Source organism: Brevibacillus borstelensis (assembly GCF_036700025.1).
Taxonomy (GTDB): domain Bacteria; phylum Bacillota; class Bacilli; order Brevibacillales; family Brevibacillaceae; genus Brevibacillus; species Brevibacillus borstelensis.
Genome location: NZ_CP144922.1, coordinates 1,869,478 through 1,884,124 on the forward strand (window position 1 = coordinate 1,869,478; position 14,647 = coordinate 1,884,124).

Genomic DNA, 14,647 nt, shown 5'->3' on the forward strand with positions numbered 1-14,647 from the left:
TGCGCTGTGTCATTGCGGGAAATAGCCGACTCGGTTCAACAGATTGCGGAGGCAGTCGCGTCCGTATTGCACGTGGAGGTAGAGATAGCTGACCATCAGTTGCTGCGAATCGCCGGTACAGGCAAGACTGAGCCGGGCAGATTGCAAGCGATGGCCGGAGAAGATTTTGTCTACCAGGCAGCGCTCAGGACGGGTCAGCCTGTCGTGATCGACAGCCCGGGTACCGATCCGCTCTGTCGTCCTTGCATGCATTACGGGAATTGCGCGGAAACCGGGGAGATTTGCTGTCCGATTCGGGTGAACGGGGTTGGCGTGGGAGTGATCGGGCTGCTCGCCTTTGATCAGAAACAGCGGGATCGGCTTTTTTCCGATGTGGACTCCATTTTGCTTTTCTTGCAAAAAATGGCAGAGCTGATCGCGATGCAAATAAAAGAACATCAGATGTATCGGGAGCAGCAGCTTGCCCTGGAGAGACTGCAGGCGGCTATGCAGCAGGATGATGCGTTTGCCGAGATAACCGGAACCAGCGCCGTAATCACACGGGCGAAAGAGATGGCAAGACGTGCGGCAGAGAGTGATTCCACCGTCCTGCTTCTGGGGGAAAGCGGCACGGGAAAGGAATTGTTCGCACGAGCGATTCACAAGGCCAGTCCCCGCAGAAACGAACCGTTTGTTTCTCTCAACTGCGCCGCCATTCCCGATACTTTGATGGAGAGCGAGTTTTTTGGATACGAAGAGGGGGCGTTCACCGGAGCCCGCAGAGGAGGAAAAAAGGGACTGTTTGAAACGGCTGACAAAGGGACGATTTTCCTCGACGAGATCGGGGATATGCCGATGCATTTGCAGGGCAAGCTGCTGCGTGTCCTGCAGGAAAAGCAGGTCGTCCGCGTGGGAGGAGAGGGCCAGCCCGTCGGTGTCGACGTAAGAGTGGTGGCGGCGACCCATCGCGATCTCGCCCAACTGGTCAGAGAGGGCGCCTTCCGGCAGGATCTGTATTATCGTCTGCATGTCATCCCGATCCATCTGCCTCCGCTAAGGGAGCGCAGGGAAGATATATTGCCTCTGGCCCACCTTCTTTTGCAGAAAAACGCTGCACGTTTGGGAAAACAGCTAAACGGCTTTACGCCGGAGGTACAAGCCAGGTTCGTCCAGCATGACTGGCCCGGTAACGTACGGGAGCTGTCAAACGTCGTCGAGTATGCGTCCACGATGGAGCATCGCTTGTTCATTTCTCCGGAAAATCTCCCCGCCACGTTGTGGACAAGCCCATCTGCTGAAGGCAAGGCCCAGCCTGTCGTCGGGCCGGGAGAAGGCTCAAGCTGGAATCTAAAGCAGATCGAGCAGCGCACAATCAGGCGGGTCATGACTCACCTGGAGAGAGCAAACAGGCCGAAAGAGGAAGCGGCGCAGCTTTTAGGGGTCAGTCGGGCGACTTTGTTCAGGAAACTGAAAGAAATGAGAATATGTGAACGGTCTCACAGAGATCCATAATTTGGTATATTTTTGGCTCCGCCGCCATTTTATGCTATGATAGCTTTCGAGGAAATTTTGAAAATCGAAAGGCGGGGTTGCCGGTGAAGCTAAGAGAGATCTGGGAATGGGTCCGTTCATTGGCATTTGCGCTAGGACTTGCGCTTGTGCTCGGCATTTTTGTGTTTCAGCCGTTCAAGGTAGAAGGGCATTCGATGGACCCAACCTTGCAAGATCAGCAGCGAATCTATGTATCGAAGCTGTCCCATACGTTTTCGTATTTGCCGGACTACGGCGATATCGTGGTAATTGACAGTCGCGTGGATCGAGAGCGCAGCTTTCAGGATGACCTGGTCGGCCATCCGCTCATCCATCTGTTTTTGGGAAAAGAGAACGAAAATTTCATGTATGTAAAGCGTTTGATCGGCAAGCCGGGTGACGTCATCGAGATTAAGGACCATCAGCTCTATCGAAATGGCGAGAAGCTGAGTGAGCCCTACATCAAGGAAAAGATGGAGGGAGAAGACGGGAAATGGGCCGTGCCGGAGGGCCACATCTTCGTCATGGGAGACAACCGCAACAACAGCCTGGACTCCCGCGAGATCGGCTTTGTCCCGTTCGATCATGTCATCGGCAGCAAAATAGAATGGAAGGTTGGAAAGTAAAAGGGTTGCCATTTTGGCAGCCCTTCCCTTGTCTGACAGAATTTCTGCCGGCAAAGCCGGATTGCGAGGAATCCCATGCAGGGCATAACCCAGCTAGTCTCACGGAACAGGAGGAGATCGCATGACGACGCTTTTGATCGCGGACCGGGACGCCAATGAACGGACGGGCATCAGTTGGCTTGTTTCCACATGTGCCATCCCCTTTGACGAGGTTGTCACCGCCGGGACGGCTTCCGAGCTGTTCCGCGTCCTCGAAGGAACAAGGCCGGATGTCGTCTGCGTCGAGCTGGACATGGTGTCCAAGGAACAGTGGGAGCGACTGAAAATGCTGACCTCCCAATACCGGCCGACAGTCATTGTAACAACAGCGGAGGCCACCTTTGAGCGCGCCGTACAGGGCATCGAGCTTCACGCCATCGACCTGTGGGTCAAGCCGCAAACTCCCGAGCATATCCGGCGTGTCCTGACCCGCTGCTGCCAGGACAGGACGGTGGCCCGAAAAGCAAGCGAAGTGCAGACTGACCATTACGGATCGGCGGTATCGTACCGCAGTCTGTTTTTGCCTCTGGAAACGCCGGGAAGGGGACTTCAGCTGATGCTGCTGCAGCTCGAGGAGACAGCGCGGCACGGGGATTTGCTGACATTTTTGGAGACATATCCGTTTCGGGACAAGCCTGCTCTTTTGCCGCTGAGCGACGTGATCGTCTGTCTTTTCGATCTGAAAAACGAGGCGCCTCTCGCTTCGCTGCTGGAAGTAGGAAAACGGCTGCTGATGGACTGGGAAGCGCAGCATTCGGAGTCGCTTTCGCTCGTTTTGTACGACGCCGAGGATCAAATGCTCAGTCTGCACCAGAAGTACAGGTATGCCGTCGAAGCGCTGGACATCCGCTTTTTCAAAGGATACCGGCAAATATCGGTGGTGGAGAACAAGGTGAACTGGGCGGTCATCGATCCTTTTCTGACTCCGGCGGAGCAAAGGGCGTGGATTGACATGCTCCACGACGGCGACCGCGAACAGGTGAAGCAGTGGATGTACCGCCAGTTCCTTCATAAAGAAGAGCCGTATCCCGAGCCGGGGCTGCTTCGTATCCGCCTGACCAGCATTTTGGCCCAGGTGAGAAGATTTATGAAGTCTCACTGTCTGGACGAAGGAGCGCTGGAGGATTGGTATCACCGCGTATTCGATACGATCTTATACACGCCGGTGCTCTATCGGATCGTCCAGGAGCTGCTTTTGTTCATCTACGAGCTGCTCGATTCCGCGACGACGAATCGCGAGGGAGCCCGCCTCGATATTATCGAGCAGGCCATCCGCTACCTGGAGGAAAACTACGCCCGCGCCGATTTGCGGCTGGAGGAGGCAGCGCGGCATGTGGACCGCAGTCCCGCCTATTTCAGCTCGCTTTTGTCAAAGCGTCAGGGAGTGTCCTTTCGCCAGATGCTGACGACGATACGCTTGCGCGAAGCAGAGCGGCTGTTATTGGAGACGCGCCTTTCCATCCAGGAGGTTGCCGAGCGGACAGGCTTTGTAAACGCCAATTATTTTAGCAAGATTTTTAAGGAAAAGCGGGGGACAACCCCTCGTTCGTTTCGAAATCAAAAGAAAAGCAATAAATCGTAAATTTTTTTCTTTTTCTGGTTGGGAGCGCTTCCGGTTATCCGAAATCTCCGAAAAAACCGAAAGGAAATCGAAATAAGGATGCCTGTTTTTCCCCGATTGGTCTCTTCTATACTACATATACAAAGACCTATTGGGGAAAGGGCAGGTGCAATGATGACGAAGACACAATCGATTCAAGAGTTGATCCAGCAATATTCAGGTACAAAGCTTCATGCCAAGGGATGGGTACAGGAAGCGGCGCTTCGGATGCTGCTCAACAATCTGAACGAGGAAGTGGCGGAGCGCCCTGAGGATTTGGTCGTGTACGGCGGCATTGGCAAGGCAGCCCGGAACTGGGAATGCTTCGATGCAATTGTCGAAACATTGAAAAACCTGGAGAGCGACGAAACGCTCCTGATCCAGTCCGGCAAGCCGGTTGCCGTATTCAAATCGCATGCGGATGCGCCGCGCGTGCTGTTGGCCAACTCCAATCTGGTGCCGCGCTGGGCGACCTGGGACCACTTCAACGAGCTCGACAAAAAGGGCTTGATGATGTACGGACAGATGACCGCCGGCAGCTGGATCTACATCGGCAGCCAGGGAATTGTGCAGGGGACGTACGAGACATTTGCCGAGTGCGCCCGTCAGCATTTCGGCGGTACGCTGGCAGGCACGATCACAGTAACTGCCGGTTTGGGCGGTATGGGAGGCGCTCAACCGCTCGCGGTATCGCTCAATGGCGGGGTGAGCATCAACATCGAAATCGACCGCACACGCATCCAGCGCCGTCTGGAAACGCGCTATCTCGATGTGATGACAGAAAGTCTGGATGAAGCGATCGAGATGGCGAAGGAAGCCAAAGCGGCCAAGAAGGACCTGTCCATCGGTCTTCTGGGCAACGCCGTAGACGTCCTGAACGAAATGCTGCGGCGTGGCTTCATCCCCGATGTACTGACTGATCAGACGTCCGCCCACGACCCGTTGAACGGGTATATTCCGCTCGGCATGACGCTGGAGGAAGCGGCAGCACTCCGCAAGGCTGATCCGAAAGCGTACGAGGCGAAAGCGGTGGCGAGCATCGCCGAGCATGTCCGCGCAATGCTGAAGCTGCAGGAGCAGGGTGCCGTTACCTTCGACTACGGCAACAATATCCGTCAGGTGGCGAAAAACGAAGGCGTGGAGGATGCGTTCCGCTTCCCGGGGTTTGTACCCGCGTACATCCGTCCGCAGTTCTGCGAAGGCAAAGGTCCGTTCCGCTGGGCGGCGCTCTCGGGTGATCCGGAGGACATCTACAAGACAGACGAAGTGATTCTCCGCGAGTTTTCCTATAACACGCACTTGTGCAACTGGATTCGCATGGCCCGCGAAAGGGTGTCCTTCCAGGGACTTCCGGCGCGCATCTGCTGGCTGGGCTACGGCGAGCGGGCACGCTTCGGCAAAATCATCAACGACATGGTGGCCCGCGGCGAACTGAGCGCTCCGATCGTGATCGGCCGCGACCACCTGGATTCCGGCTCTGTCGCTTCTCCGAACCGGGAAACGGAAGCGATGAAGGACGGCAGCGATGCAGTTGCGGACTGGCCGATCCTGAACGCCCTGATCAACGCGGTAGGCGGAGCAAGCTGGGTATCCGTCCACCACGGCGGCGGCGTAGGCATGGGGTATTCGCTGCATGCCGGCATGGTCATCGTGGCTGACGGAACGCCGGAAGCAGAGAAGCGCCTGGAGCGCGTCCTCACGACCGACCCGGGCATGGGGGTAGTCCGCCATGTGGATGCAGGCTATGATCTCGCGGTGAAGACAGCCAAGGAAAAAGGCGTCAAAATCCCGATGCTAAAGGAGTAAGCGCCATGAACAACAAACCTGTATGGATTCGCCGGGCCAGCCAATTGGTGACGCTGGCCGGCGGTTCTGCCGCACCGGTGACAGGCAAGCGAATGAATGAGCTGGGAATCATCGAGAACGGCAGCCTCTGGATCGAAAAAGGCCGGATTGAAATGGTCGGGACGGATGACGAGCTGCAAGCGGCGTATGAGGGGCGAGCCCATGAGGCAGAAGTCATCGACGCGTCCGGCAAGCTGGTAACGCCGGGTCTGGTTGATCCTCATACCCATCTCGTCCATGCCGGAAGCCGTCAAAATGAATTCAACATGCGCTTAAACGGCGCTACTTATATGGAAATCATGAACAACGGCGGGGGCATTCACGCGACGACAGCCGCGACCCGCGCTGCTGATCACGCGACCCTGTTTGCCGAGAGCAAGAAGCGGCTCGATCAATTTCTCCTCCACGGGGTCACGACCGTAGAAGCGAAAAGCGGCTACGGCCTCACTCTCGAGGATGAGATCAAGCAGCTCGAAGTGGCACAGCAGCTGGACCAAGCGCATCCGATTGACATCGTCAGCACTTTTATGGGAGCGCATGCCGTCCCTCGCGAATACAAGCACGATCCCGATGCTTTCGTCGAGCTGGTGATTCGCGAAATGCTTCCCGAAGTCGCCCGCCGCAAGCTGGCAGAATTCAACGACGTATTCTGCGAGCGCGGAGTGTTTACCCCCGAGCAGTCCCGCCGCATTTTGGAAGCAGGCGTGGAGTATGGACTCAAAGCAAAAATTCACGCCGATGAAATCGAGCCGTATGAAGGAGCCGAGCTGGCTGCCTCCATCGGCGCCGTATCGGCTGACCACCTCCTGCGCGCTTCTGACAAAGGCATTCAAATGATGGCAGAAGCGGGCGTCATCGGTGTCCTCCTGCCGGGGACCGCCTTCTTCCTCATGGCGGAGTCGGCCAATGGCCGGAAGATGATCGACGCGGGAATGGCCGTAGCGATCTCGACGGACTGCAATCCAGGCTCTTCGCCGACTGTTTCCACGCCGCTGATCATGAATCTGGGCTGCCTGAAAATGGGCATGACCCCTGCGGAGGTATTGACAGCCGCGACGATCAATGCGGCCCACGCGATCAGCCGCGGCGGGCAGATCGGCAGTCTTGAGCAGGGCAAGCAGGGGGATGTAACGATATTTGATGTGCCTGATTACATGACCCTGCAATATCGATACGGCATCAACCACGTTCACACAGTTGTGAAAAAAGGCATCACGGTAGTAAAAGAAGGACGGTTGGCGTAAAGCGTCATAACCCGGTCCAGAAGAGAGAGTGCGAGGGGGCACTCTCTCCTCGATTGGGTGATGGCAGGCAGCCTGTGCCGTTTGAAAAAGAGAGATAGCAGTTATCTGGATAGGAAAAGGGAGAGGGACCGACAACTCAGCCAGAGGAGGACCCTTATGGACTATCATCCGCAAAACGGGCTTGCTGCAGAAACGAATCCGGCCACTGCTCCAGCTACGCCGGCCAATGTATGGAAGTTTCTCATTTTCAGCTTGATCGGCATTTTTATGTTCTTTATCCCGATAACGGTAAACGGAAATTCCTCCATCCCGCTGGACCATATCGTCACCTGGCTGCGGGGCACTGTCCCGGGCGTCATCCCTCTGTATGCTTTTGTGGTGATCCTGCTCGGAGCGATCTATCCGTTCGCTACAGGCACGTGGAAGAAAAACAAGGTGAACATTGTCTTTTCCTTTCTCAAGGTGCTGGGTGTGATCGTAGCGGCTCTGATCTTCTTTCAGATCGGACCAGCCTGGCTGATGGACAAAGACATGGGGCCGTACCTGTTTGAAAAGCTCGTGATACCGGTTGGGCTGGTCGTTCCGATCGGTTCCATTTTCCTGGCTTTGCTGGTCGGCTACGGCCTGTTGGAGTTTATAGGCGTACTGGTTCAGCCGATTATGCGTCCCGTATGGAAAACACCAGGCCGCTCCGCTGTCGATGCGGTGGCCTCGTTTGTCGGCAGCTACTCGATCGGCCTGCTTATTACAAACCGCGTCTTTAAGGAAGGCAAGTATACGGTCAAGGAAGCGGCGATCATTGCCACCGGCTTTTCCACGGTTTCTGCCACATTCATGATTGTGGTGGCGAAGACGCTTGATCTGATGGCCTACTGGAACCTTTATTTCTGGGTCACGCTTGTGGTTACGTTTTTGGTGACGGCTGTGACCGTCCGCATCTGGCCGCTCAGCAAGATGAGCGACGAGTATTACGATGGCAAAGGGGACCCGGAAAAGGCGGTGACCGGACGCAGGCTCCAGCATGCCTGGAGCGACGCGATGCACGCCGCCCAATCGTCGATGTCGCTTGGCCAAAACATCTGGGTGAATCTGCGCGACGGCTTTATCATGACGATGGGCATCTTGCCTTCGATCATGTCAGTGGGCTTGATCGGCATGGTGCTGGCCCAGTTCACGCCTGTTTTTGACTGGCTGGCCTATTTGTTTTATCCGGTCACGTGGCTGCTGCAGCTTCCTGAGCCGTTCCTCGCGGCCAAGGCATCCGCGATCGAAATCGCCGAAATGTTTTTGCCCGCGCTGATTGTGACCGGAGCGCCCCTGATCACCAAGTTTGTGATCGCGGTAGTCTCTGTCTCGTCTATCCTGTTCTTCTCCGCCACGATTCCGTGCATCTTGTCTACGGAGATTCCGATCAGCATCCCGCAGCTGATCGCGATCTGGCTGGAGAGGACGATTCTCACGCTTGTGTTTACGACCCCGCTCGCTTATTTGTTCTTGTCGTAGGACCGTAAGAAAACAGAATGACCGCAAAGAAATGAGCACAGGCTGGTTGCACTTGTAAAAGAGGCAGCCAGCCTTATTTTTTCAAGGCACGTGTACATGCGATTGGTTTTCAACCGCTGGGAGAGCTGTAGCCGGATTAGCCATATGGAGAAGGTTCATGATATTCTTGCTTTACATCATGCAATCTACAACAGGAGGACTCGATGAAGAAGCTGAAAAAAATGCTGAAGAACAAATTCGTTTTGTGTCTGCTTGTGCTGGCTGCATTTGTCTACATAAACAACAGCTCTCTGTTTACAAAAGCGAGCAATGAAGCTCCGCTGCTGCTGGCCCATCGGGGTATGGCCCAAACCTTTCATATGGAAGGAATTACAGGCGAGACGTGCACAGCGGAGAGGATTTACGAACCGGAGCACCCGTTTCTGGAGAACACGATCCCGTCTATGGAAGCGGCTTTTCAGGCTGGAGCCGACATTGTCGAATTTGACGTTCAGCCCACCAGAGACGGCAAGTTCGCCGTTTTCCACGATTGGACGCTAGGCTGCCGGACCAACGGACAAGGGGTTACGCGCGAGCATACCCTGGAAGAGCTGAAGCGATTGGATATCGGGTACGGCTACACAGCCGACCAAGGAAAAACATATCCGTTTCGCGGAAAGGGAATCGGCTTGATGCCGTCGCTGGAAGAAGTGCTGAACCATTTTCCCGAGCAATCGTTTTTAATCCACGTGAAGAGCAACGATCCGACCGAAGGAGAGCAGCTCGCCGCCTTTCTCTCTGGATTGCCCGCCAGCCAATTGGAGCGGTTGACTGTGTATGGCGGAGATGAACCGATAGCGGCCCTGAAGGAAGGCTTGCCCAGCTTCAGAGTGATGTCGAAAGCAACGATGAAAAGCTGTCTGATCCCTTACATTGCTGCAGGCTGGACAGGCTACGTTCCAGCCGCATGCGAGCATACGCAGCTGCATATTCCCGAAAAAATCGGCCCTTGGCTGTGGGGATGGCCGACTCGTTTTCTGGAGCGCATGGATAACGCCCACACACGCGTTATCGTGGTGGGAGGAGACGGAAGCGACTTTTCAACCGGATTTGATACCCCCGAGGATGTAAAGCGGCTGCCTTCCGGCTATACCGGCGGCATCTGGACAAACCGGATTGACCGAATCGGTCCTCTCTATCAACAGAAATAACATGCTTTGCGGGGAGTGCGGCTCCATTCAGAGCAATTGACAACGGTTACACGATCTGCTTAAATCAAACTAAGTTAATACGAAGTGACGGAGAGATGGAGACCCACTGTTGAATTCCCCGATGAAGGGGAGTTTGCAAAAGGTGGGTTTTTTTCTGTCTGCAAGCTGTTTTGCAGTAAGATGGAAATGATCGATGCATCCTAGTTGGAGGAAGGACGTTATCGGAAGAAAGGTGGATCTTGATGAATTTTAACGGCCAAAAAATACTTCCTGCTGCCCGCCATATGAAGGATTTTGATCATATTTTGGAATCCCCCTACGAATACGGGGTGTTTCTGGATACGCATATCGCGCAATTGAAAGGCTTGTATGACATGGCAGAGAAACATAAGAAGAAAATGTTTTTGCATGCCGACCTCGTGCAAGGCTTGAAAAACGATGAGTACGCCGCGGAATTTCTCTGTCAGCAAATCAAGCCGGCGGGATTGATTTCAACCAGGTCGAGCGTCATTTTAAAAGCGAAGCAAAAAGGGGTATTGGCGATTCAACGTATTTTTTTGCTGGATACCAATGCATTGGAAAAAAGCTATTTGCTTTTGGAAAAGACGCAGCCCGACTTTATTGAAGTCCTCCCGGGCGCCATGCCTGCGATCATAACAGAAGTGTTTGAACGAACGAAGATCCCGATCTTGGCAGGGGGACTGATTCGAACGATTGATGACGTGAACATGGCCTTGCAAGGGGGAGCTTCGGCTATTACCACCTCCAATCGGAAGCTTTGGGAGCATTTTGCTCCGAAAGGCTGAGGTGCGTTTCGGAGCTTTACAAGGCGGACGTTGTCCAAAAATGGTCGCCTCGTCCTTTGGTACAGAGGCATTCGCGGCCCTGGAAAAAGCTGCAGTAATGCAGCCGGGCTGGAAACGAGCGGTAATTGCAGCTATGGCTTTTATCGGAAGGCATATTATGTTATATTATTGTATAAGTTAATATTTCGTCTGGAGAATCGGAGAGACCTCAATGCATTATAGTTTAGCTATAGTGTTCGTTGGGGTCTCTTTTTGTTTTTCTGTACAACCTCGGGAGGGAATGAAATGGCAGAGACATTTTCAAGTGCGCAGAGAACAAAGAGATTGGAAGAAATGAACAATCAGCTCTTTGACCTCGTGGTGATCGGAGGAGGAATTACGGGAGCGGGCATTGCCCTTGACGCGACAACGAGGGGCATGAAGGTTGCCCTGGTCGAAATGCAGGATTTTGCTGCGGGAACGTCCAGCCGTTCGACCAAGCTGGTCCACGGCGGCCTGCGCTATCTGAAACAGTTTGAAGTGAAGATGGTTGCGGAAGTCGGACGGGAGCGGGCAATCGTGTACGAAAATGGCCCTCACGTGACGACACCGGAATGGATGCTGCTGCCGATCCACAAAGGCGGGACCTTCGGCAAATTCTCGACATCCATCGGCCTGCGAGTCTATGATTATTTGGCCCAGGTGAAAGGCTCAGAGCGCCGGAAAATGCTGAATGCCCAGCAGACTTTGGCCAAAGAGCCGCTGATCAAGCAAAAAGATTTGTTGGGCGGAGGGTATTATGTAGAATACCGTACAGATGATGCCCGTTTGACCATAGAGGTGATGAAAGAAGCCGCCGAGCGCGGGGCGCTGCCGGTGAACTACGCCAAGGTTGAGGAATTTTTGTACGAAAACGGCAAGGTGAACGGCGTCAAGGTCGTCGATCAGCTGGACGGCACCGAATACAAGCTGTACGGAAAGAAAATCGTAAACGCGACAGGACCTTGGGTAGATACGCTGCGGGATCGGGACAACTCCAAGAAAGGAAAATTCCTGCAGCTGTCAAAAGGGGTGCATCTCGTCATCGACCAAAGCCGCTTCCCGTTGAAACAAGCTGTCTATTTTGACACGCCCGACGGACGCATGGTGTTCGCCATCCCTCGCGACGGAAAAACATATGTAGGGACAACCGATACGTTCTACAAAGAGGAGATTTCCCATCCGCGGATGACGAGTGCCGACAAGCAGTACTTGCTTGATGCGATCCGCTATATGTTCCCTGCGCTCGATATCAAAGACGAAGACGTCGAATCAAGCTGGGCAGGCGTTCGCCCGCTGATTTACGAAGAAGGAAAATCCGCTTCGGAAATCTCGCGAAAAGACGAAATTTGGCAATCCGATTCGGGATTGATCACCATCGCCGGAGGGAAGCTGACGGGGTACCGGAAAATGGCCGAGATGGTCGTCGACATGGTCGCTGATTTGCTGCAAAAAGAAGGAAAAGGGACATTTGGACCTTGTGCAACGAAGCATATGCCTATTTCCGGCGGAAAAGTGGGAGGCAGTGCGAGCTTGCCCGCCTTTATCGAACGGAAAACCGAAGAGGGAACGAGATACGGCTTTACCCGTCAGCAAGCAGAGCGGCTGGCCCGTTTCTATGGCTCCAATGTAGATGAACTGTTCCGCTTAGCCGAAGGGCACGCCCAGGAGGCCGCGGAGTCCGGTCTGCCGCTTGACTGGTTCGTTTCGCTGCGCTATGCGATGGAAGCGGAAATGGCAGTGAAGCCGGTCGATTTCCTCATCAGACGGACGGGTGCTCTGTTCTTCCGGATCAACGAAGCGAAACAGTGGAAGGATGCCGTGGTCGCGTACATGGCCAGCCATCTGGGGTGGAGCGAATCGCAAAAAGATGCGTATCTGCAAGAGATGGACATGCATATGCACGATGCGGTCACGCCGCTGGAGGCGTAAAAACTTCAGGACACCATAAAAGACAACGGAACGAAAACACAAGAAAAAACCACGCGCTTGGCAGGTTCCTATGCGGAACGGTTGCCATGGCGCGTGGCTTTTTTTTTATCTGTTGAAGCAATAGGGAGCTGAGCGCCACGGGGCGGTCAAAAAGAGGCTTCCTTGGAAGCGGCTCTGCCCGACACCGCAAGCTTGAGCTTTTTTCGCTGAAACAGGTTGTTGCTGATCAAAGCCAAAATGATCAAGAGCGTTCCTCCGGCATCGTACATCGTGATCTGATAGCCTTGCCAGACGGAGATCAGAAAAGTGGTGACCGGAACAAAGTTGATAAACAGGATGCCGTTGATCGGTGTGAGCAGCTTGACACCCGCGTTCCAGCTGAGCAGAGCCAGGATTCCCGCGACTCCGATCATGAAGCCAAGCTCGTAGCCGACGGAAAATACCGACTGGAGCGATGGGGCGTGCAGGACATCCAAGGCTGTCAGCAGCAGGACGATCACCAGGGAGGTCCCGGTTCCCAGCACGCAGCTCAAAGTGGAATACCGCAGCACTGACCACGACGCGAAGTGGTTGCCCCCGATCGTATAGATCACCCAGCCCAGTACGCCGAGCAATATCAGCAGGACAGGCAGCAGGCTGTCTCCCCCCAGGAGGAAGGAGCGGAAGTCGCCCTTCGTAATCACCAAAAAGCAGCCGACCAGGGCGAGGGCGATGCAGCCGATGGTAAACGGTTGAGGCTTCTGGCCTTTATACATCCACAGCACGAGTACGGACAGCATCGGCATGAGCGCTTCCATGACGGATGCGAGGATCACTCCCGAGGTGCCCAACTGGTTTTGGCCCCAGAAGACCAGCAAGTTGTATAAGGTAAATGCCATGGTCCCGAAAAACCAGAGAGAGACTCCGCGGCCTTCGAGACGCAGTGCTTGTCTGCCTTCCTTGATCCAGAGAAAAACAAGCAGCAGCAGGGAAACAACCGAATAACGGATAACGGAAAAGTAAAACGGGTCCAGATGGGCAAACGCGCTTTCTGCGACCGGAAACATGGCGCCCCACGCCATGCTGGCGATCAGGCAGAGCAAGGCCCCTTTCATGATGTGCTCTTTGTTCATAGGTGACTTCCTTTCGCAATTCACTTTCGCTAACAAATTTTTCACGATGACTATCATATTCCGAAATTACCATCATGTAAAATGATTGAAAATGATGAAATGTATCATTGTCAGTGATACAATGGGGGTGGAAGATAAGCGGCGGAAACATAGAAAGAGGGAGCGAAAATGGAGATCAGCGATCTGCGGATTTTTCAGGCTGTGGCTGAGCTGGGCAGTGTCAGCAAGGCGGCGAAAGAATTAAATTACGTACAGTCCAATGTGACAGCCCGGATTCAACATCTGGAGCTGAAGCTGGGGACCGAATTGTTTTATCGGCATCGCAGGGGAATGAGCCTCAATCCCGAGGGGAAAAAGCTGCTGGGGTACACGCAGAAGATCCTGGCGATGATGGAAGAAATGAAGCTCGCCTTTCAGGACGAGGAAGACCCATCCGGTCCGCTCCTGGTCGGCTCGGTGGAAACTGTCAGTTGTTTGCCTGACATCTTGTCCGCCTATCACAAAAAGTATCCGCGCGTAGATTTGTCGCTGATGACCGGCGTCACGGAGCATTTGATCAGGGACGTCCTCCAGTACGAGCTGGACGGGGCGTTTGTCAGCGGTCCGGTCCAGCACCCGGAGCTTGTCCAGGAGCCCTTGATCGAAGAGGAGCTGGTCTTGATCGCCAGGGCCGAGGATGGGCCTGCGTCGCTGGAGGAATGCAGCACAAAGCCGCTCCTTGTGTTTCGCTCCGGCTGCGGCTACCGCTCTCGTCTGGTTCATTGGCTCGGCAGCCAGGGCATTGCGCCGACGAAGATCATGGAGTTCGGGACGCTTGAGACGATACTGGCCGTCGTCGCATCGGGGCTGGGCGTTTCGCTGGTTCCGCGGCCGACCGTGTCACGGTTGGAGAGAGAGGGGAAGATTCGCTGCTTCTCCATACCCGAGGAATATTCCACGGTCTCGACCGTGTTCATCCATAGACGGGACTCGCACATGACGGGAACGATGAAAAAATTTCTGGAGACGATTCGGGCGCTTCACGCAGGATGAGCCGTTCGTACAAGAAGCGATGATAAGCATGAAAACGGATGACAAGCATCAAAAGCGGCGTTCCATACGCGGCATTCAGGGCCGATGCGATTGCGCGCAGCACCGCAAGGAACGTATCGGCCCGCTTTTTGTCTCCTGGGGCAGCCGCCTCGTTCAGCAACGGTTTCATGCAGGAACCGTCTTGTATAGCA

The 14,647-nt window shown here is 54.6% G+C and carries 11 protein-coding genes; 10 read left to right on the forward strand and 1 reads right to left on the reverse strand.

The annotated features are described in order from the left end of the window. Nucleotides 1-6: 6 nt before the first annotated feature. The 9 genes from V5G20_RS08520 (at nucleotide 7) to V5G20_RS08560 (ending at nucleotide 12,312) form a co-directional block, all read left to right on the forward strand. Entirely contained in the window at nucleotides 7-1,491 is a 1,485-nt protein-coding gene (locus tag V5G20_RS08520; protein ID WP_172920712.1) for a sigma 54-interacting transcriptional regulator, read from the forward strand. 83 nt (nucleotides 1,492-1,574) lie between these two features. After that, nucleotides 1,575-2,135, forward strand: a complete 561-nt coding sequence (gene lepB / locus V5G20_RS08525) for a signal peptidase I (protein WP_003389113.1) — start codon at nucleotides 1,575-1,577, stop codon at nucleotides 2,133-2,135. A 121-nt stretch (nucleotides 2,136-2,256) separates the two neighbouring features. Continuing rightward, entirely contained in the window at nucleotides 2,257-3,756 is a 1,500-nt protein-coding gene (locus V5G20_RS08530; protein ID WP_024982885.1) for a helix-turn-helix domain-containing protein, read from the forward strand. Nucleotides 3,757-3,909: 153 nt separating this feature from the next. Further along, entirely contained in the window at nucleotides 3,910-5,580 is a 1,671-nt protein-coding gene (gene hutU / locus V5G20_RS08535) for a urocanate hydratase (protein WP_338463344.1), read from the forward strand. Nucleotides 5,581-5,585: 5 nt separating this feature from the next. Continuing rightward, nucleotides 5,586-6,863 (forward strand): imidazolonepropionase, encoded by a 1,278-nt coding sequence (gene hutI, locus V5G20_RS08540; RefSeq protein WP_122957919.1) that lies wholly within the window; start codon nucleotides 5,586-5,588, stop codon nucleotides 6,861-6,863. Nucleotides 6,864-7,019: 156 nt separating this feature from the next. Then, nucleotides 7,020-8,366 (forward strand): YjiH family protein, encoded by a 1,347-nt coding sequence (locus V5G20_RS08545; protein ID WP_003389117.1) that lies wholly within the window; start codon nucleotides 7,020-7,022, stop codon nucleotides 8,364-8,366. Nucleotides 8,367-8,569: 203 nt separating this feature from the next. Then, on the forward strand, nucleotides 8,570-9,556 hold the full coding sequence (locus V5G20_RS08550) for a glycerophosphodiester phosphodiesterase family protein (protein ID WP_024982882.1): 987 nt from the start codon (nucleotides 8,570-8,572) through the stop codon (nucleotides 9,554-9,556). A gap of 242 nt (nucleotides 9,557-9,798) precedes the next feature. Beyond that, nucleotides 9,799-10,362 (forward strand): glycerol-3-phosphate responsive antiterminator, encoded by a 564-nt coding sequence (locus tag V5G20_RS08555; RefSeq protein WP_003389120.1) that lies wholly within the window; start codon nucleotides 9,799-9,801, stop codon nucleotides 10,360-10,362. 285 nt (nucleotides 10,363-10,647) lie between these two features. Continuing rightward, the gene (locus tag V5G20_RS08560) at nucleotides 10,648-12,312 is read left to right on the forward strand and encodes a glycerol-3-phosphate dehydrogenase/oxidase (RefSeq protein ID WP_003389122.1); all 1,665 of its coding nucleotides are present in this window, start codon (nucleotides 10,648-10,650) and stop codon (nucleotides 12,310-12,312) included. A 146-nt stretch (nucleotides 12,313-12,458) separates the two neighbouring features. On the opposite strand, the gene V5G20_RS08565 is transcribed toward V5G20_RS08560, so the two are convergent. Then, nucleotides 12,459-13,424, reverse strand: a complete 966-nt coding sequence (locus V5G20_RS08565; RefSeq protein ID WP_172920711.1) for a DMT family transporter — start codon at nucleotides 13,422-13,424, stop codon at nucleotides 12,459-12,461. Nucleotides 13,425-13,592: 168 nt separating this feature from the next. Here V5G20_RS08565 and V5G20_RS08570 point away from each other — a divergent pair, with 168 nt between their 5' ends. Further along, nucleotides 13,593-14,456, forward strand: coding sequence for a LysR family transcriptional regulator (locus V5G20_RS08570; protein ID WP_251247271.1), 864 nt, complete (start codon nucleotides 13,593-13,595; stop codon nucleotides 14,454-14,456). Nucleotides 14,457-14,647 lie beyond the last annotated feature (191 nt).